Source organism: Arthrobacter sp. NQ4 (genome assembly GCF_029077345.1).
In the GTDB taxonomy this organism is placed as follows: Bacteria; Actinomycetota; Actinomycetes; order Actinomycetales; family Micrococcaceae; genus Arthrobacter.
On record NZ_JARETC010000005.1, the window covers coordinates 172,418 to 190,699 of the forward strand.

14 protein-coding genes are annotated in these 18,282 nt (G+C 67.0%); 8 read left to right on the forward strand and 6 right to left on the reverse strand.

Annotated features, from left to right (window positions below):
• Positions 1 to 136: 136 nt before the first annotated feature.
• On the reverse strand, positions 137 to 1,885 hold the full coding sequence (locus tag PUN51_RS11180; RefSeq protein WP_275180971.1) for a pyruvate dehydrogenase: 1,749 nt from the start codon (positions 1,883 to 1,885) through the stop codon (positions 137 to 139).
• Between the two features lie 83 nt (positions 1,886 to 1,968).
• The gene (locus PUN51_RS11185) at positions 1,969 to 2,592 is read right to left on the reverse strand and encodes a TetR/AcrR family transcriptional regulator (RefSeq protein ID WP_275180972.1); all 624 of its coding nucleotides are present in this window, start codon (positions 2,590 to 2,592) and stop codon (positions 1,969 to 1,971) included.
• 278 nt (positions 2,593 to 2,870) lie between these two features.
• On the opposite strand from PUN51_RS11185, the gene PUN51_RS11190 reads away from it, so the two are divergent.
• Positions 2,871 to 3,023 (forward strand): hypothetical protein, encoded by a 153-nt coding sequence (locus PUN51_RS11190; protein WP_275180973.1) that lies wholly within the window; start codon positions 2,871 to 2,873, stop codon positions 3,021 to 3,023.
• A gap of 116 nt (positions 3,024 to 3,139) precedes the next feature.
• Here the strand turns inward: PUN51_RS11190 and PUN51_RS11195 are convergent, their stop codons facing one another.
• Positions 3,140 to 4,534: an MFS transporter gene (locus PUN51_RS11195; RefSeq protein WP_275180974.1), complete on the reverse strand. Its 1,395-nt coding sequence runs from the start codon at positions 4,532 to 4,534 to the stop codon at positions 3,140 to 3,142.
• 239 nt (positions 4,535 to 4,773) lie between these two features.
• On the opposite strand from PUN51_RS11195, the gene PUN51_RS11200 reads away from it, so the two are divergent.
• Genes PUN51_RS11200 through PUN51_RS11210 form a run of 3 tightly spaced genes read left to right on the forward strand, consistent with a single transcriptional unit; the run spans position 4,774 to position 7,896 of the window.
• Positions 4,774 to 5,445, forward strand: a complete 672-nt coding sequence (locus PUN51_RS11200) for a response regulator transcription factor (RefSeq protein WP_275180975.1) — start codon at positions 4,774 to 4,776, stop codon at positions 5,443 to 5,445.
• Positions 5,442 to 6,893 carry a HAMP domain-containing sensor histidine kinase gene (locus PUN51_RS11205; RefSeq protein ID WP_275180976.1) on the forward strand — a complete coding sequence of 484 codons (1,452 nt, stop codon included), beginning with the start codon at positions 5,442 to 5,444 and terminating at the stop codon, positions 6,891 to 6,893. Before PUN51_RS11200 ends, PUN51_RS11205 begins: the two co-directional genes overlap by 4 nt.
• On the forward strand, positions 6,880 to 7,896 hold the full coding sequence (locus PUN51_RS11210) for a TAXI family TRAP transporter solute-binding subunit (RefSeq protein ID WP_275180977.1): 1,017 nt from the start codon (positions 6,880 to 6,882) through the stop codon (positions 7,894 to 7,896). The genes PUN51_RS11205 and PUN51_RS11210 overlap by 14 nt, the downstream gene beginning before the upstream one ends.
• A 203-nt stretch (positions 7,897 to 8,099) precedes the next feature.
• Here PUN51_RS11210 and PUN51_RS11215 read toward each other — a convergent pair whose 3' ends face one another.
• The gene (locus PUN51_RS11215; protein WP_275180978.1) at positions 8,100 to 9,611 is read right to left on the reverse strand and encodes a helix-turn-helix transcriptional regulator; all 1,512 of its coding nucleotides are present in this window, start codon (positions 9,609 to 9,611) and stop codon (positions 8,100 to 8,102) included.
• Positions 9,612 to 9,760: 149 nt separating this feature from the next.
• On the opposite strand from PUN51_RS11215, the gene aceA reads away from it, so the two are divergent.
• Positions 9,761 to 11,077 carry an isocitrate lyase gene (gene aceA / locus PUN51_RS11220; protein ID WP_275180979.1) on the forward strand — a complete coding sequence of 439 codons (1,317 nt, stop codon included), beginning with the start codon at positions 9,761 to 9,763 and terminating at the stop codon, positions 11,075 to 11,077.
• Between the two features lie 256 nt (positions 11,078 to 11,333).
• Positions 11,334 to 12,986 carry a malate synthase A gene (aceB, locus tag PUN51_RS11225; protein ID WP_159633437.1) on the forward strand — a complete coding sequence of 551 codons (1,653 nt, stop codon included), beginning with the start codon at positions 11,334 to 11,336 and terminating at the stop codon, positions 12,984 to 12,986.
• Between the two features lie 227 nt (positions 12,987 to 13,213).
• Here the strand turns inward: aceB and PUN51_RS11230 are convergent, their stop codons facing one another.
• On the reverse strand, positions 13,214 to 14,407 hold the full coding sequence (locus PUN51_RS11230) for an MFS transporter (RefSeq protein ID WP_224024767.1): 1,194 nt from the start codon (positions 14,405 to 14,407) through the stop codon (positions 13,214 to 13,216).
• A 142-nt stretch (positions 14,408 to 14,549) separates the two neighbouring features.
• On the opposite strand from PUN51_RS11230, the gene PUN51_RS11235 reads away from it, so the two are divergent.
• Positions 14,550 to 15,509, forward strand: coding sequence for a D-2-hydroxyacid dehydrogenase family protein (locus PUN51_RS11235; protein WP_224024765.1), 960 nt, complete (start codon positions 14,550 to 14,552; stop codon positions 15,507 to 15,509).
• Between the two features lie 22 nt (positions 15,510 to 15,531).
• Entirely contained in the window at positions 15,532 to 16,065 is a 534-nt protein-coding gene (locus tag PUN51_RS11240; protein WP_159633446.1) for a GNAT family N-acetyltransferase, read from the forward strand.
• 5 nt (positions 16,066 to 16,070) lie between these two features.
• Here the strand turns inward: PUN51_RS11240 and PUN51_RS11245 are convergent, their stop codons facing one another.
• Positions 16,071 to 18,251, reverse strand: coding sequence for an amylo-alpha-1,6-glucosidase (locus PUN51_RS11245; protein WP_159633449.1), 2,181 nt, complete (start codon positions 18,249 to 18,251; stop codon positions 16,071 to 16,073).
• Positions 18,252 to 18,282: the final 31 nt, after the last annotated feature.

Below are 18,282 nucleotides of genomic sequence, written 5' to 3' on the forward strand. Positions count from 1 at the left end.
CAACGCCCCATCACTTTTGGCCCCTAAAACCCAAACGCCCCATCACTTTTGGCCCTTAATTCCGGAACGCGTCTGCACTTTATGCAGACGCGTTCCGGAATTATGGGCAGGATGTGATGGCGGGTTTGGACCCCGGTCAGCGCCGCGGGATGTTGCGCAGATTACTGCGCGCCATGCTCACAGCCTCGCCCGCCCCGCGATTCAGCACCACCTTGGACATGGCGGTGGCGAACCCGATCACCTGGGAACCGGAGATCTTCGGCGGGATGGACAGCGCCTTGGGGTCGGTGATGAGTTCCACCAGCGACGGGCCGGGGTGGGCGAACGCTTCCCGGTACGCCGATTCGATCTGCGCCGGATCCGTGACCCTCACCGCATGGAAGCCCAGCGCCTGTGCCACGGCCGCGTAGTTGGCATCGGGGACGTCCACACCGAAATCGGGCAGTCCGTCCACCAGCATCTCGAGCTTGACCATGCCCAGGGTGGAGTTGTTGAACACCACTACGTTCACCGGCAGCTTGTAGGCGGCGGCGGTGATGAGCTCACCCAGCAGCATGGACAGCCCACCGTCGCCGGAGACGGAGATGACTTGCCGGCCGGGGTAGGCCAACTGTGCGCCGATGGCGTGCGGCAGGGCGTTGGCCATGGAGCCGTGCAGGAAGGATCCGATCAGGCGGCGGGTGCCCAGCGGGTTGATGTACCGCGCGGTCCAGACGTTGCACATGCCCGTGTCCGCGGTGAAGATGGCGTCCTCGGCGGCCACCTGGTCCAGCAGGGACGCCGCGTACTCCGGGTGGATGGGCTGCTTCTTCTCCACCTTCCGGGTGTAGGCGCCCACGGCCTTGTTCATCAGCCGGTCGTGCTTCTTCAGCATCTGGTCCAGGAACCTGCGGCTCTTCTTCGCCTCCACCAGCGGGAGAAGTGCGCGCAGGGTGGGCAGCACGTCGCCGTGGACGGCAATGTCGACGTCGGTCCGGCGGCCCAGCCGGTGGGCCACCCGGTCCACCTGCGCGGTGCGGGTGTCCGGCAGGAACTGGTCGTATGGGAAGTCGGTGCCCAGGAGGACCAGCAGGTCGGCGTCCTCGATGCCCTCCGCCGCGGCCCCGTAACCCAGCAGCCCGGTCATGCCGATATCGAACGGGTTGTCGTACTGGACGAAGTCCTTGCCGCGCAGCGAGTGCCCCACCGGCGCCTTGGCCAGGTCGGCGAGCGCCATCAGTTCGCTGTGTGCCCCTTCCACGCCGGCGCCGGCGAAGATGGCCACCTTGCCGGCATCGTTGATGGCGTCCGCGAGTGCCTGGACGCTGGCCGGGTCCGGGACCAGGCTGGCAGGCCGGAAGGTGGCAGGCAGCGGGGTGGGGCCGGCGGCCTCCAGCCCGGCAATGTCACCCGGCAGGGTCACGACGGCCACTCCCCCAAGCCCCAGCGCGTGCTGGATGGCACTGTGCATTACCCGGGGAGCCTGCTCTGCGGTGCTGACCAGCTCCGAGTACACCGAGCATTCGTTGAACAGGCGGTCCGGGTGGGTCTCCTGGAAGAAGCTGCTGCCGATCTGCTTGCTGGGAATGTGGGAGGCGATGGCCAGCACCGGAGCGCCGGAGCGGTTGGCGTCGTACAGGCCGTTGATCAGATGCAGGTTTCCGGGGCCGCAGGATCCGGCGCACACGGCAAGCTTTCCGGTGAGCTGCGCTTCGGCTGCGGCCGCAAAGGCGGCGGCTTCCTCATGGCGGACGTGGATCCAGTCAATGCCGCCCTTCGCGGAGCCGCCGGTCTGGCGGACGGCATCCACGATCGGGTTGAGGCTGTCGCCCACAATCCCGTAGATCCGCTGCACGCCGGCAGCCTGGAGTTGTTCGATGAGCTGGGTGGCAAGTTCCTTGGCCATGGGTGCAGACTCCCGCGATGGTGGTGGTGTGCTGACATGGCCCAATATAGTCCGCCCACCCGGCCGGTTCCCCGGCAGGCCTTCTAGCCGGCCTGGTCCAGGGCAGCTCCGGGGGCGGCCCGCACCTCGGCGGCGAGGGCTTCAGCGAGCAGGGTTGCGGTCCGCACGATGAACGCCCGACGACGGGTGGTCCGGTCAGCACTGCTGCCCGCCAGGAGCGTGTCGATCTGGGGCAGGACCGGCCAGCCGTCGCACAGGGTGATGACGGTGATCAGCAGGTCCGCGGCGTCGGTCCTGTCGATTCCGGGCAGGACGTCCAGGACCTGTCCCACCTTGATGGCGCAGTGGTCGGACCGGGTGGCGCGGCTGACAGTTTCCCCGCCCCGCTCCAGGCCTTCCCAGAACAGGAGCCTGGGCAGGACGCCGTCGGTGGTGTGCCGGTCGAAGAGGCGGCCTGCGTATTCGCCGAACGCCTCCGGCCCGCTGCCGGTGATGGGCACCTCGGTCATTACCCGGACCATTTCGGCGGCCAGGACGGCGTCGAACAGCTCATCCTTCTTGCCAAAGTACTGGTAGATGCGCTCCTTGTTCACGCCGGCGGCAGCTGCAATGCGGTCCACCCGCGCCCCCGCGAGCCCCTTGGCGCTGAACTCCTCCGTGGCAGCGGCCAGCAGCACTTCCCTGGTCCGCGCTGTGTTCCATGCCATGACATAAGTCTACGCAATTCCAACCAGGTAGTTGCAATTGCACCGGTCCGCGTTTAGTGTCTTTGCAAGCAATAAGCAACTAATCAGTTGGAGTTGTCCATGGACACGGTTCCACAGCCCGCAGCCCCCTCCGTTGCCCAGCCGGCAACCCTTTCCGCTCCCCAGCCCGTGCTGCCCGCAGTCCCACCGGTGCCGGGGTTCCGGCGGCTCCGCCCTCCATCCACGTCCGCGCGGCCATCACCTGGCTGGCAATTTTTCCGCTGGTTGCCATCGGCATGATGGCGGCCGCACCTCTCATGGAAACCTGGCACCCCGTCTTCCGGGCCATGGGGCTGACCATGGTGGTGGTTCCTACCGCGGTGTATGTGGTGCTGCCCCGCCTGTTCGCCGCGCATGGGTTCCTGGTGCGCCGACGGATGACGCGCCGCTAAAGGGGCTCCGCGTCCCATACCTCCCTTTGCACATGCAAAAGGAGGCGTACGACGGCGGCCTGGCAGCCGCCGTCGTACGCCTCCTTAGGCGATGCGTCCGTTGGGACGCCTGAATGCTAGACGCCGAGCGCGTCCTTGTCCTTGCCGCCACCCTGCGGCGCCTGCTCCCAGGCGTGGCCCTGTTCGTCGTCCAGGTGCGTGGCCTTCTTGTTCTTCAGGGCGAAGATGTAGACCACCAGTGAGATGGCGATGGCGATGCTCACGTAGGTGAAGAACAGGTCCTCCCGCTCCGCCTTCTGGAAGGCCGCGCCGATCAGCGGCACGGTGCCGCCGAAGAGCGAGTTGGCGATTGCGTAGCCCAGGCCAACGCCGAGCGCGCGGATGGAGGCGGGGAACAGTTCAGCCTTTACCAGGGCGTTGATCGAGGTGTAGCCGCCGACAATCACCAGGCCACCCATCATGAGCAGGAACGCGGTGAACGGGTCCTTGGTGCCGGCCAGGGTGGAGAGCAGCGGCCAGGTGAAAAGCACGCCGGTGATGCCGAACCAGAGCAGCAGCGGCTTGCGGCCCACCTTGTCCGAGATGATGCCGTAGACGGGCTGGAGCAGCATGAAGATGAACAGCGCCCAGAAGTTGATCACGGAGGTGTCGGTCTTGGCGATGCCCGAGGTATCGTTCATGAACTTCAGGATGAAGTTGGTGTAGGTGTAGAACGCCACGGTCCCGCCAAGGGTGATGCCGATGCAGACCAGCAGCGGCTTCCAGTAGCTCGTGAACAGCAGCTTCATGGTGCCCGGCTGGGCCTGTCCGGCAACCGCGGGAGTCTTGGCGGCCTCGAGCTGCTCGGCGGAAACCGTCTCCTCCATGGAGCGGCGGAGCCACAGCACCACCAGGGCGGCCACGCCGCCGATGACGAACGGGATGCGCCAGCCCCACTCCCCCAGGTCGCCCTTGGGCATGACGTTCTGCAGGATCACCAGGACCAGCAGGGCCAGCATCTGGCCGCCGATCAGGGTGACGTACTGGAAGCTGGAGAAGAAGCCGCGGCGCTTGCTGGTGGCTGCCTCGGACATGTAGGTGGCGCTGGTTCCGTACTCGCCGCCCACGGAGAAGCCCTGAATCACGCGGACGAGCACCAGCAGGATCATGGCCCACAGTCCGATGACGTCCTGGGTGGGCAGCACGGCGATGGCGAAGGAACCCGCCGACATCAGCGTGACGCTGAGCGTCAGGGCAGCCTTGCGGCCCTTGCGGTCCGCGTACCGGCCAAAGAACCAGGCACCGATGGGCCGCATGAGGAACGACGTCGAGAAGACGGCCATCGCTTCGAGGCCCGCCTGCAGCTCATCCTTGGAGTTGAAGAAGTGGGCCTGGAAGTAGGCGGCAAAGACGGTGTAGACGTAGAGGTCGTACCATTCCACAAGGTTGCCGGCGGAACCCTTCAGGATGTTGCCCACGGCCCGCCGGGTCTGGGCGGCCTCCGTCAGGGGCGCGGTTTGTTGGGTGCTCATCGGTGAGTTCCTCCTAGTGGTGACGTGCGTCCTCCAACGCCGGAGGGCCTCATCCACGGTATGGGTGATCCACCGCACAGCCAACGTGGCGGGGCATTTCCTAACACTTCCTTAGGTTTTGCCTGCGTGTCCCGTCTCGGCCGGCCCGTCCTCCGTCGGGCATATCCTGGCGCCACGCGGTAATCTCACGTGGCGGGGATGAACCGGACACCACAGGAAACGCAGCAAGGAAGATGGCCATGGACGTGCTGATCGTCGAGGACGACGACGCCATGGCCGGTGCCCTCACCGCCGCCGTCGAAAGCGCCGGACACCACCCGCAGCGGCTGGCGCGGGGCGCTGATGCGCTGCTGTCCCACCGGAACTTCCAGGTGATCCTCCTGGACCTCGGCCTGCCGGACATGGACGGGCTGGAGGTGCTGCGCAAACTGCGCCAGGTCACCGATGTCCCCATCCTGATCCTGACCGCCCGGGACGACGAACGCAGCGTGGTGCTCGGGCTGCGTTCCGGCGCGGACGACTACCTGGTCAAGCCCGTCAAGCTGGTGGAGCTGCTGGCGCGGATCGAAGCGGTGACGCGGCGGGCGGGCCGTGGCGGCGGCACCCCGCAGGAGCACGTCATCGTGCTGGATGACGTGTCGATCGACCTGAACCGCCGCACCGCTTCCAAAGCCGGTTCGCCGCTCGCCCTGACCGCCACGGAGTTCGAGCTCCTCGCGCTGCTGGCACGCCACGCCGGCTCGGTGGTCACCCGGGAACAAATCCTTGACGCGCTGTGGGGCGACGCCTTCCTGGCTTCCTCCCGGTCCCTGGACGTCCACCTCACCGGGCTGCGGGCAAAACTGCAAAAACCCGGCTTCATCATCAACGTCCGTGGGGTGGGGTACCGGGTGGAGGCGGCTTCCGGATGAGGCTGCGGGTGCTGGGCGTCCTCAGCGTGCTCTGCCTGGTGGTGGTCTTCCTGATCTCGGGCACCATCCTCACCTCCGCGTCCCGCGAGCTGACCCAGGAGCTGCAGATCAACCGGGCGGCGTCCCTGAACCGTCTGGCGCAGGTGGCGTTCGACGCCTCCGCCGACGGGGACACGGCGCGGCTGCAGCGGGAGATGGACACGTACTCCGGGCTGTACGGGGAAGGGATCGTGGTGCGTGTGCAGCAGGCCACCCTTCATTCCGGGGACCTTGATGCCGGCCGGTCCGACGTGCAGGACGCGCTGTCCCTGGCACGGTTGAACGTCAGCAACACCGCCCTGGACCCACTGGAACCTTTCGGCTCCGGCTCCCGGGTGATCTTCCGGCCCTTCGGCAGCGCCAGCCAGGTCCTGGGCGCCGTGGTGCTGGACGTGGACGCCGGCACCGCGCAGCAGAAGCTCCGGGAACGGTGGCTCGCGGTGGGGGTGGCTGCGCTTGCCCTTGCCGCCGTGCTCCTGCTGGGTGCGGCCCGGGTCACCGGATGGGTCCTCCGGCCCGTCCAGCGGCTCAACTCGGCGGTGCACGAACTGGAAAATACCGGCCGGGCGGGCCGCCTTCCGGAGGACGGGCCACCGGAGTTGCGGGAATTGAGCCGGTCCTTCACCGTGATGGCCCGGACCGTGAGCTCCAGCATGGCAGCGCAGCGGCAGCTGATAGCGGACACGTCGCACCAGCTGCGCAACCCCGTGGGGGCCCTCCGGCTTCGGCTGGACCTGCTGCAGCTGGAACTGAAGACGGCCCGTGAACACGATGCCGCCGAGCGCGCCATGGCGGAACTGGACCGGGTGGAGGAGATCCTGGACGGCGTCCTGAAACTCGCCGCCGCGGAGCACCGGGCCTCCGAGGGGTACCTCCGGGCTGCCGGCAGCATGGAAGGCTTCCCCGCGCCGGATCCGGTGGACCCTTTTCCGGTCCTCCAGGGGGAAATCGAGCGGGCAGCACCGCTGGCAGAACAGGCAGGCTGCAGGCTGGTCCTTGCTCCGGCGCCGCAGCCCCCGGCACTGGTTTCCTGCCACCCGGCGGAGCTGGCCCAGATGGCGGCCGAGCTCCTCAACAACGCCCTCAAGTACGCCCCCGGTGCCACCGTGACGGCCACGGTCCGGATGGAGGGCGGCGCGGTGGTGGTGGAGATTTCCGACGACGGTCCAGGGCTTCCTGCCCCGGAGCGCGCCGCGGCTGCCACCAGATTCTGGCGGTCCCCGCAGCATTCATCGGTTCCCGGGACCGGGCTGGGCATGACGATCGTGGGCCAGCTTGCCGCGGCCAACGGTGGCCGCCTGGTGCTGGCCGAAGCGGCCCCGCATGGGCTCGCGGCCCGGATCGAGTTTCCCGCTCCGGCGTCTGATCAGCTGCTTCCGGGCACCAGGAGCGGTGATGCCAATGCGTGAAGCGCTTGCCCCGGGCCGCCCTGTCTCCCTGCCGCCGCGACGGTCCGCGCTCAAGTGGACCTTCGCCGTCGGACTCGCAGCATGCCTGCCGCCTGCCCTCAGTGCGTGCACCGGAGGCGACCGGCCGGAGAACCTGGTGGTGGCCGGCGGCGAACCCGGCGGCTTCTACCTTGAGTTCTCGACGTTGCTGGCCGCGGCGCTTGAACGCCACGGCGTAGCGGGCCATGCCCGGGCCGTGGCCACCGGCGGAAGCCTGGACAACATCGCGGAACTGCGGGCGGGCCGGGCGGACTTTGCTGTGGCCCTGGCCGATGCCGCCGGCCAGGCGGGCGGGGACGGAGCGGAGATCGCCGCCATCGGGAAGGTCTACGAAAACTACGTCCACTGCGTGGTGCGGAAGGACAGCGGCATCCGGGACATTTCCGGGCTGGCGGGGCGGCGGGTCGCCGTGGGCCAGCCGGGGTCGGGGACCTCGCTTACCACTCCCCGACTGCTGGAAGCAGCGGGCCTGGGCACCTCCGCGGATGCCGCGGCACCCTCCGCCGGAACTGCCGCCGTCGAACATCTTGGCCTGAATGACGGCATCGCGGCGCTGAAGGCGGGGACCGTGGATGCCCTGTTCTGGTCCGGCGGCGTGCCCACTGCGGCCATCGCCAGCGCGCAGCAGGACGTGGCGCTCGGACTGCTGGATTTGTCCGCGCTGCTGCCGGAACTGCGGCGGAGGTACGGCGGGCTGTACGACCGGGTCCTGATACCGGAAGGCAGCTATCCCGGCATACCGGCGGTGTGGACGGTGGGTGCTCCCAACCTGCTGCTCTGCCGCAGGGACCTGGACGCCGCCACCGTGGAGCGCACCGTCCAGCTGCTGGTGCAAAACGCCGGCGAACTCATCCCCCAGTCCACCTTGGGCGTGCAGTTCCTCAGCGCGGAGAGCCTCATCAACACCGCCGGGATTCCGCTGCACCCCGCCGCCGCGGCAGCTTACCGGACCCTGCACGGCTGACCCAACGCCCCATCACCTTTTGCCGCCTCAACCCACACGCCCCATCACCTTTTGCCGCCATAACCCAAACGCCCCATCACTTTCGTCAGGAAATTGATGGGGCGTCGGGAGGAAACCGGCGGGAGGTGATGGGGCGTCGGGAGGAAACCGGCGGGAGGTGATGGGGCGTCGGGAGGAAACCGGCAGGATGTGATGGGGCGTTCCTATGAGCCGGAGTGCGCCTGCAGGAAGCTGTACACCTCAGTCTCGTCCACCCCGGGGAAAGCTCCGGGGGGCATCGCGGCCAGCAGGTGAGAGTGGGCCCGGGCGGACGGCCACGCGTTCCCGGCCCACTGGCTGGTCAGTTCGGCAGGCGGCCGCTTGCAGCAGTTGGGATCCGGGCAGTTGGACCTGGCCCGGGCGCTGGTTTCCCGCCCGCGGAACCACTTCACATGCTGGTACGGCACGCCAATGCTGAGCGAGAACTCGCCGCTGGCGGACCGCTCGGTGCGGGCGGTGCACCAGTACGTGCCCGACGGCGTATCGGTGTACTGGCTGTAGGCACTGAACTTGTCCGGCACATCGAACACGGCACGGGAGGTCCAGGCCTTGCACGACGGCTGGCCCTCAATGGCTCCGGTGTGGTCCTGCGGGAAGTTCACGCCGTCATTCTCGTACGCCTTGTAGATGATGCCGCTCTGGTGGGTCTTCTGGAAATGTGTGGTGATGCCCAGATGCTTCGTGGCCAGGTTGGTGAACCGGTGGGCTGCCGTCTCGTAGGACACTGCGAAGGCGTCCCGGATGTCCTCGACCGCGATTTCCTTGGCTGCTTTAGCTTTTTGCAGAAATTCGACGGTTGCCTGCTCGGGCAGGAGCAGGGCGGCGGCGAAATAGTTGGTGGCTACCCGCTGGGCCAGGAAGTCACCGTAGTTCTTGGGCGTTTCATGGCCCAGGACGTAGTGGCCCAGGGCCTGCAGCAGCACCGAGCGGGGGTCGTGGTCCTGCCGCTGGCTCTGCGTCAGGTAAATTTTGCGGTTCTTCAAATCCGTCACGGAACGGGTGGAATGCGGCAGATCCCCCACGTGGTGCAGGGTGAATCCGAGGTGCTCGGCGATGTCCGCGATGACGTGCTGGCTCAGCGGGCCGGTGGTGTAACCCACCTCCTTGAGGACCTTCTGCGCCTCGGCCTCGTACTCCGGGAAATAGTTGCCGCGCTCCCGCATCATGGCCCGCAGTTCGCCGTTGGCGCGCCGGGCTTCTTCCGGGGTGGCCACCTGCTCGTTCATCTTCCGTTCCAGCTCGTGCAGCAGCCCCACCTGGGCCTCCAGCACATCCAGTGGAAGCCGCGAGCTGATGCGGATTTTGGGCAGGTTCAGCGATTCGTACAGCGGCCCGCGCTGGTAGCGTTCCAGCTCGATTTCGAGGGCGGCGCGGCGGCTGGGTGGCTCGGCCCCGAGCAACTGGTCGATGCTGACGTTCAGGGCGCCGGCGAGGTGCTGCAGCAGCGTCAGTTTGGGCTCGCGTTTGCCGTTTTCAATCAGGCTGAGCTGGCTGGGAGCGGTACCGACGGCGGCGCTCAGGTCATCGAGCGTAAGCCCGGCTTGTTTACGGAGATGGCGGACGCGGCGGCCCAGCGCGATGACGTCCAGTTCCGCTGCGGCGGCTGACGGTGGCTGGGAAACGTCCCGGTTCCAGCTTGAAGGCGACATTTCTGAAGAATACGTGAAGAAGTGCATTTCTTTCCATAGTTTTTCTCTAGAAAGGGGGTTGAAAGTGCTGAAAAGTAGTTGTCACGGAAAGAAACACCGCACCGGATAAGCCGGTGGGAACCTCAACGACGCGGTTCCCACCTACTCCATCCGGAGCTCAATCAAGGAGATCAACGATGACTGCAGCATTTGAGCCCACCCAGCAGACGCCCGAAGAGCAGGCCGCCGCCCTGGAGCTCGAGTGGGCCGCCAACCCCCGCTGGGAAGGTGTGACCCGTGACTACTCAGCCTCCGACGTCGTCCGCCTCCGCGGCCGCGTCACCGAAGAGCAGACCCTGGCCCGCCGCGGCTCCGAAAAGCTGTGGAAGCAGCTCACCGAGGAGCACAAGACCGGCGGCTACACCAACGCCCTGGGCGCCCTCACCGGCAACCAGGCCGTCCAGCAGGTCAAGGCGGGCCTGCGCGCCATCTACCTCTCCGGCTGGCAGGTAGCTGCCGACGCCAACAACTCCGGCCACACCTACCCGGACCAGTCCCTCTACCCGGCCAACTCCGTCCCCACCGTGGTCCGCCGCATCAACAACGCCCTGCTCCGGGCAGACCAGATCGAATTTTCCGAAGGCATCCGGACCGTTGAGGACTGGCTGGTCCCGATCGTCGCCGACGCCGAGGCCGGCTTCGGCGGCCCGCTGAACGCCTACGAACTCATGAAATCCATGATCCAGGCCGGTGCAGCAGGTGTTCACTGGGAGGACCAGCTCGCCTCGGAGAAGAAGTGCGGCCACCTCGGCGGCAAGGTGCTGATCCCCACCCAGCAGCACGTCCGCACGCTGAACGCCGCCCGCCTGGCAGCCGACGTCGCCGGCACCCCCACAGTCGTCATCGCCCGCACCGACGCCGAGGCCGCCACCCTGATCACCTCCGACGTCGACGAGCGCGACCAGGAATTCATCACCGGCGAGCGCACCGCCGAGGGCTTCTACAAGGTCCGCAACGGCATCGAACCCTGCATCGCCCGAGCCAAGGCCTACGCCCCCTACTCCGACCTCATCTGGATGGAAACCGGCACCCCGGACCTGGAGCTTGCCCGCAAGTTCGCCGAGTCCGTCAAGGCCGAGTTCCCGGACCAGATGCTCTCCTACAACTGCTCGCCGTCGTTCAACTGGCGCAAGCACCTGGACGACGCCACCATCGCCAAGTTCCAGCGTGAACTCGGCGCCATGGGCTTCACCTTCCAGTTCATCACCCTGGCCGGCTTCCACGCCCTGAACTACTCGATGTTCGACCTCGCCCACGGCTACGCCCGTGAAGGCATGAGCGCCTACGTCGAACTGCAGGAAAAGGAATTCGCCTCCGAGTCCCGCGGCTACACCGCAACCAAGCACCAGCGCGAAGTCGGCACCGGCTACTTCGACACCATCTCCACGGCGCTCAACCCGAACGCGTCGACCCTCGCATTGGTCGGATCGACCGAAGAGGGACAGTTCCACTAATCCCCCGGCGCCCAAGGTGAGCCGTTCGCTTCGCTCACCGAAGAGGCACGACGGCGGCACTCGCCCAAAGCGTGACCGTCGCGGGCCGGGAGGGGGAATCCGGAAGCGTGCGTAAAGGGGCCCTGTCCCCGGCGTCGACCGAGCTTTGCGAGGTCTTACGCCGGGGATGGGGATAGCACGCGGAGGATTTCCCTTCCCGGCCCCACCCAGGCAAGTCCCGCCGTCGAACTTCCCTTTCGTCTTTAAGGAGACTGAAATGAACAGCTTCACCGACAGCTTCACGATCAATGGCATCACCCTGACGGCACAGCCTATTTGCCGGCAGGACGAAGTACTAACCCCGGACGCACTGACGTTCATCGCGAAGCTGCACCGGGCAACTGCCGAGCGGCGGCAGGAGCTGCTCCAGGCCCGGCGCACACGGCGGGCTGACATCGCCGCCGGGGCGGACCCGCGTTTCCTGCGGGAAACCGAGCACATCCGCAATGATGCGTCCTGGCGGGTCGCTCCCCCGGCACCCGGGCTGGAGGACCGCCGGGTCGAAATCACGGGCCCGGTGGACAAGAAGATGACCATCAACGCCCTGAATTCGGGTGCCAAGGTGTGGCTGGCTGACATGGAGGACTCCTCCACCCCCACGTGGCGGAACGTCATCAAGGGCCAGCTGAACCTCACCGACGCCCTGGAGCGCCGGATCGACTTCACGTCCGAAGAAGGCAAGGAATACAAACTCCGCCCGGCCGGCGAGCTGCCCACCATCGTGGTCCGGCCCCGCGGCTGGCACCTGCCGGAAAAGCACATGCTCATCGACGGCCAGCCCATCGCCGGCGGCATCGTGGACTTCGGACTGTTCTTCTTCCACAACGCCCGCCGCCTGCTCGCCCAAGGCAAGGGCCCGTACTTCTACCTGCCCAAGATCGAGAACCACCTCGAAGCCCGGCTGTGGAACGACATCTTCATCCTGGCCCAGGACCTGCTCGGCATCCCGCAGGGCACCATCCGCGCCACGGTGCTGATCGAGACCATCACCGCAGCGTTCGAAATGGAAGAGATCCTTTACGAACTGCGCGACCACGCCGCCGGCCTGAACGCCGGCCGCTGGGACTACATCTTCTCCCTGATCAAGAACTTCCGCACCCGCGGGCCCCGCTTCGTCCTCCCCGACCGTGGCCAGGTAACCATGACCCAGCCCTTCATGCGCGCCTACACCGAACAGCTGGTCCGTGCCTGCCACAAGCGCGGCGCCATGGCCATCGGCGGCATGGCAGCAGCCGTCCCCAACCGCAAGGACCCCGAAGCCAACGCCAACGCTTTGGAAAAGGTCCGCGCGGACAAGACCCGCGAGGCCAACGACGGCTTCGACGGCTCCTGGGTGGCCCACCCCGACCTGGTGCCCGTGTGCCGCGAAGTGTTCGACGGCGTCCTCGGCAGCAAGCCCAACCAGCTGGACCGGCTCCGCGAGGACGTCACCCCGGACGACCGCGCCCTGATCGACGTTGCCGCCACCACCGGCACCATCACCGAACAGGGCATCCGAAACAACATCGAGGTAGGCATCCGCTACATCGAATCCTGGCTCCGCGGCAACGGCGCAGTGGCCATCCACAACCTCATGGAGGACGCCGCCACAGCCGAGATCTCCCGGTCCCAGCTCTGGCAGTGGATCTACGCCCGGGCCATCACGGACCACGGCGAGATCATCAGCCACGAGTGGGTGGAGGAACTGCTGGACGAGGAATTCGCCCGGCTGGAACGCTTCGACGGCGACCGGTTCGAGGACGCCCGCGACATCTTCGAGGAAGTCACGCTCAGCCGCGAGTTCCCGTCCTTCCTCACCCTGCCGGCCTACGCCCGCTACCTGACTGAGGCCCGTGAAAAGGCCACCGTCGAGGAGCTCACCGCGGCCTGACCCGCCAGTACTTCCGTCTGCCGGGCCGGCACGCCCTTCGCAACAGGCCCCCCGAAATCCGGGGCGCCGGTCCGGCAACGGAGCACCACCCACAACGCCCGATCACTTTCCCCAGGAAAGTGATCGGGCGTTGTCGTATTCGTTGCTACAAGTGATCGGGCGTCGTTGTGTTTATTGCGCTAAGTGAGCGGGCGTTCCGGGAAGAACGGTCGACGGCGGGCCTCGCCTCAGCGGCCCTTCGGCACCTGCCGCACGGACAGGGTGGTGCTGACGAAGAAGGTCAGCACCGACACCAGGATGACCAGCAGGGCCGGCGTCCAGGATGCGGAGCTGTCGTGGACGAAGCCCACCAGCGGCGGGGCGACGGCGGCGAGGCAGTAGCCCAGGCCTTGGACCGTGGCGGACATCCGCCCCGCGGAGGCCTGGTCGCGGGCCAGCTTGATGACGGCGATGAAGATCAGGGTGATGCCGCCGCCCTGGGCAATCCCGCCGGAGGTGGACCACAGCCACCACAGCTGCGGCAGGAAGAGCAGCCCCACCGGAACGGCAAGCCACAACGTACCCAGGGTGACCGCCACCGCCGTCGTGCTCAGGTATTTGGCCGCGAAAGGCACGCCGAGTCCGCCCACGATGGCCAGGATCTGGAAGATCGAGGACGCGGCGCCGGCCTGGGCTGCGTTCATTCCCAGTTCGTCGTGCAGGTAGCTCGGCAGCCACGCCGTGACGCCGTAATAGGAGAATGCCTGGCCGCCGAAGCCGGCCGTGAGTCCGGCGGTAATCCAGCCGGAACGGCTTGCCGGGGCACGGGGTGTGTCCCCGCCGTCTTCGGCCTCGGCCAGGAAAGCCGTCCGGGGCCCCACTGCCAGCACCCACACCACCACCGCGGCGACGGCCAGGACGGCGACAGCGGCCAGGGCCAGCCGCCACCCCGTCACTGCGGCGAGCGGGGCCATGATGACCGAGGTCAGGAAGGACCCGATGTTCAGGGCTGCGGTGTAGATCCCCATCGCAGTCCCCTGCCGTCGGGGAGCGAAATCGCGGCGGATGATCAGTGGCACCGCGATGTTGCCTATGGTGATGGCCACCCCGATGACCACCGTGCCGGCCACCACCAGGACCGGTCCTCCCGCAGACCGGAGCAGCACGCCGGCCAGGACCCCCAGGATGGTCAGCGTCACGGCGAACTCGGCACCAAACCTCCGCGCAGCCAGGGACGCCAGCGGAGCCGCGAGCGAGAAGCAGAGCACGGGGATGCTGGTCAGCAGCCCCAGCATGACCGGCGAAAAGTGCAGTTCCGCCTGCATGAGGTCCACCAGGGGCGCGACGGCAACAAAGGGGCCACGGAGGTTCAGCGCCAGCAGGCCGATGCAGGCCAGCAGGACCCAGCTTTTCGGGACGCGGGACAGGACGCGGCTGCTCACAGGGTCAAAATCGGGAATGGGCGTGGATTCATCACTCCCATTGCTATCATGCTCCGCGTTGCTGGAGTTTCAGGCACCCTCCCGGACGGCCCTGCCATACGATGAACGTGACCCAGGACGTAGGACACTGCGAAGGACACCGATGACCCACCGCCTTGCCATCCTCGATGACTACCAGGACGTGGCCCACGGCTTCGCTGACTTCACGGCTTTGGAGGCCGAAGGGGTCACGGTGACGTCCTACCGTGAACCTTTCACATCCCGCGACGCGCTGGTTTCGGCCTTGGCGGACACCACCATTGTGATCGCCATGCGGGAACGGACGGCGTTCCCCCGTGAGGTGTTCGAGAAACTGCCGTCGCTTGAGCTGCTGGTCACCACCGGAATGGCAAACGCCGCCATCGATGTGGCGGCGGCGTCCGAGCACGGGGTGACGGTGTGCGGTACGCCCGGCTCACCCACGGCCGCGCCCGAACTGACCTGGGCCCTCCTGCTGGCCATCGCCCGGCACCTTCCCGCCGAGGAAAGCTCGCTCCGGGCCGGTACCTGGCAGTCAACGGTGGGCTTTGAGCTGGCCGGCAAGACGCTGGGCATCGTGGGGCTGGGCAAGATCGGCCGGCGGGTGGCCGCCTACGGGCAGGCTTTCGGGATGGACGTCGTGGCGTGGAGCCAGAACCTAACCGCGGAGGCAGCCAAGGAGGCCGGTGCGCGGCTGGTGTCCAAGGAGGAGCTCTTCACGCTCGCCGACATCGCCACCCTCCATCTGAGGCTCTCCCCGCGGTCCGAGAACACTGTGGGCGAGGCCGAGCTGCGGCTGCTGGGGCCCGAGGGCATCCTGGTCAACACCGCCCGGGGGCCGCTCGTTGACCAGGAGGCCCTGGTCAGGGCATTGAACGAAGGGTGGATCCGCGGCGCCGCCCTGGACGTCTTCGACCAGGAGCCCCTGCAGGCCGGCCACCCGCTCCTGGCAGCGCCGAACACCCTGCTCTCCCCCCACCTGGGCTACGTCACGCAGGAAAGCTACCGGCAGTTCTACGGCGGTGCCCTGGAGAACATCACCGCCTGGCTTGCCGGCTCCCCCATCCGAACCCTCACGGCCTGACCTTCCCTACCGGAGCAACCGAATGACGCACACCATCCGCACCGCAACATCGGACGACGCCGGCCCCCTCGCCGGGCTGGCGGCCGTCACCTTCCCGCTGGCCTGCCCGCCGTCGTCGTCACCTGCCGACATTGCCGCCCACCTGGCCAACACGCTCAGCGAGGAGCACTTCAAGGGCTACCTCGCCGACCCGGACATCACCATCCTGGTCATCGACGCCGACGGGCAGCTCTGCGGCTACAGCCTCCTGGTGGACAGGCCCGCAGCGGACCCGGACGTGGATTCCGTGCTGACGCTGCTGCCGTCCGTGGAAATCAGCAAATGCTATGTCCACCCGGACTATCACGGGCTGGGCGCGGCAGCAGAACTCATGCACGCGAGCCTCCAGGCGGCCGCAGCATCCGGCAGCGCCGGGGCCTGGCTGGGTGTGAACAGCCAGAACGCCCGGGCCATCCGTTTCTACGAAAAGTCCGGTTTCCACAAGGTGGGCACCAAATCATTCCGGCTGGGCAGCACCGTGGAGCACGACTTCGTCCTGGAGCGCGCCCTACCCTGAACTGTTCAGCTGCTGGACTGCTGTAGGCCCGGGACGCGCGAGTTGGCCGGGGCTCCGTTCGGCGGATAGGCCAGCGGTGGGCGGGGCTCCGTCAGGAGCTTCAGCCCCGGCGGGAGTCCGTCGATGCCGCCCTGGGTTCCCGTGGCGGTGATGGTAACCCGGCTGGTATCCAACAAAACGTTCTCTGCGCGGAATGTCCCCACGACTTCAGGCAGGATCGGGGCCAGGTGCACCACCCCCCGGGTGAAGACGGGATCGAACCGGAGCAGGATCCGGGCGAGCTGCACGGGCGCCGCCGCCGCCCACGCCTGCGGGGAGCATGCAGTGGGATACGGAACAGGGCCCGGGAACTCGCCGCGGTCGAACCCGCAGAACAGTTCCGGCAGCCGGCCATCAAAGTGCCGGGCTGCGTCGAGGATGCCCAGTGCCACCCGTCTGGCCTCGTCCACGAACCCGTAGCGCATCAGCCCGGTGGCCACCAGCGCGGTATCGTGGGGCCAGACCGAGCCGTTGTGGTAGCTGACGGGGTTGTAGGCGCCCATGTCGGAGGCCAGCGTACGGATGCCCCAGCCGGTGAACATCTGCGGGGACATCAGGTTTTCCATGACGGACACGGCTTTGTCCTCGTCCACGATGCCCGTCCACAGGCAGTGGCCGATGTTGGACGTCAGCGCATCGACATGCCGTTTGTCCTTGTCCAGCGCCACCGCAAAGTACCCCTTGTCCGGCAGCCAGAACTTCCTGTTGAACTCCTCCTTGAAGGCTGCCGCCTTGTCGGCCCAGTGCTTTTCGAGGTCAGGATCCCCCGTCCAGTGGGCCAGCAGCGACCTGCCCAGGTAGGCCGCATATACGTAGGCCTGGACCTCGCAGAGTGCGATGGGGGCTTCCGCGATGGTCCCGTCCGCGAAGTTGATGCCATCCCAGGAGTCCTTCCAGCCCTGGTTCACCAGTCCATGCTCGTTGGGCCGGAGGTACTCCACGAAGCCGTCGCCGTCGCGGTCGCCGTATTTTTCGATCCATTCCAGGGCCCGGTCGGCGTGGGACAGCAGCGGCTGGATCGCATCCCGGGACAGTCCCCAGCGGCTCAGCTCGCCCAAGGTTGCCACGAAAAGCGGAGTGGCATCCGCCGTGCCGTAATACGCGGTGCCGCCAAGCGACAGGCCAGCGGTCACGCCCAGCCGGACCTCGTGCGGGATGCGTCCGGGTTCCTCTTCGGAATCCACATCCACTTTCTTCCCTTGGATCCCGGCCAGGGTCTGCAGCGTGCCCAAGGCGAGATTGGGGTTGACCATCATGCTCATGTAGGACGTCAGCAGCGAGTCCCGCCCAAACAGCGCCATGAACCAGGGCGCCCCGGCCGCGACCGCCGCGCGGTTGGGATGGTGGGCATCGAAGATTCGCAAGGCACCGAGGTCGCTCTGGCTGCGGTTGAGCACGTTCTGGAAGCTGCTGTCCTCGATGCTGATCCGCGGCACGTTCTCTTCCCAGGCCAGGTGGCGCCGCACGCCCTCACGGTGGTGCGGCAGCTGGCCCTCCATGAAGGGCTTTTCCGGGGCCTCCCCGTTGACCAGGGGCACCACAATCACGCTGGTGCTCCACTTGCCGCGGGCCGGGACGGTGACGCGGAACCGGAGCCCATCCGTGCCTACCTCCGCATCCTTGGCCCCGATGGCGGAGCCCCGCTGCTGGCCGTGCCGTGACGCTTCGATGATGAGCTTTCCATCCACCACTGTGCGGGTGGTGTCATCGGGGCCTGTAGTCCGGCCACCCTTCACTTCAAAGAGGTCGGCCTGGTCCGCGTCCACAAGCAGCTCTATGGCGCATTCAACGGGTTCCGCTGCGTAATTCTCCAGGATGATGTCGTCCTGTAGGCCCGGTCCGATGTGCCGGACCTGCCGGACCACCAGCGGACTGTCGAACCGGCCTCCCGGCCATGTTGCGCGGCCAACGAAGGTTGCTTCGAAAGGCTGGGCCTTCTGGGCGGACAGCGGTTCGCGCCGCGAACCGTTGATCCGCAGAACCCAGCCCGAGACGATCCGGGTGTCCTGGTAGAACGCACCATTCGTGCTGCCGTCGGCGCTGATGTCGCCGGTTCCGGCCGAGATGCAAAACGAAGAGCCTTCCAGTACGGTGACGGCACCAACATCGGAGCCGGAGGCCTCATTGTCTTCGTTCCAGGCGGTCATGGAAGGACTCCCTTCTCAGGCTGGATGCTGC

What these genes read in the sequence shown, in the direction of transcription:
- PUN51_RS11180 (WP_275180971.1), bottom strand. Translation starts at nt 1,885, where the DNA reads ATGGCCAAGGAACTTGCCACCCAGCTCATCGAACAACTCCAGGCTGCC.
- PUN51_RS11185 (WP_275180972.1), bottom strand. Translation starts at nt 2,592, where the DNA reads ATGGCATGGAACACAGCGCGGACCAGGGAAGTGCTGCTGGCCGCTGCC.
- PUN51_RS11190 (WP_275180973.1), top strand. Translation starts at nt 2,871, where the DNA reads ATGGCGGCCGCACCTCTCATGGAAACCTGGCACCCCGTCTTCCGGGCC.
- PUN51_RS11195 (WP_275180974.1), bottom strand. Translation starts at nt 4,534, where the DNA reads ATGAGCACCCAACAAACCGCGCCCCTGACGGAGGCCGCCCAGACCCGG.
- PUN51_RS11200 (WP_275180975.1), top strand. Translation starts at nt 4,774, where the DNA reads ATGGACGTGCTGATCGTCGAGGACGACGACGCCATGGCCGGTGCCCTC.
- PUN51_RS11205 (WP_275180976.1), top strand. Translation starts at nt 5,442, where the DNA reads ATGAGGCTGCGGGTGCTGGGCGTCCTCAGCGTGCTCTGCCTGGTGGTG.
- PUN51_RS11210 (WP_275180977.1), top strand. Translation starts at nt 6,880, where the DNA reads ATGCCAATGCGTGAAGCGCTTGCCCCGGGCCGCCCTGTCTCCCTGCCG.
- PUN51_RS11215 (WP_275180978.1), bottom strand. Translation starts at nt 9,611, where the DNA reads ATGCACTTCTTCACGTATTCTTCAGAAATGTCGCCTTCAAGCTGGAAC.
- aceA (WP_275180979.1), top strand. Translation starts at nt 9,761, where the DNA reads ATGACTGCAGCATTTGAGCCCACCCAGCAGACGCCCGAAGAGCAGGCC.
- aceB (WP_159633437.1), top strand. Translation starts at nt 11,334, where the DNA reads ATGAACAGCTTCACCGACAGCTTCACGATCAATGGCATCACCCTGACG.
- PUN51_RS11235 (WP_224024765.1), top strand. Translation starts at nt 14,550, where the DNA reads ATGACCCACCGCCTTGCCATCCTCGATGACTACCAGGACGTGGCCCAC.
- PUN51_RS11240 (WP_159633446.1), top strand. Translation starts at nt 15,532, where the DNA reads ATGACGCACACCATCCGCACCGCAACATCGGACGACGCCGGCCCCCTC.
- PUN51_RS11245 (WP_159633449.1), bottom strand. Translation starts at nt 18,251, where the DNA reads ATGACCGCCTGGAACGAAGACAATGAGGCCTCCGGCTCCGATGTTGGT.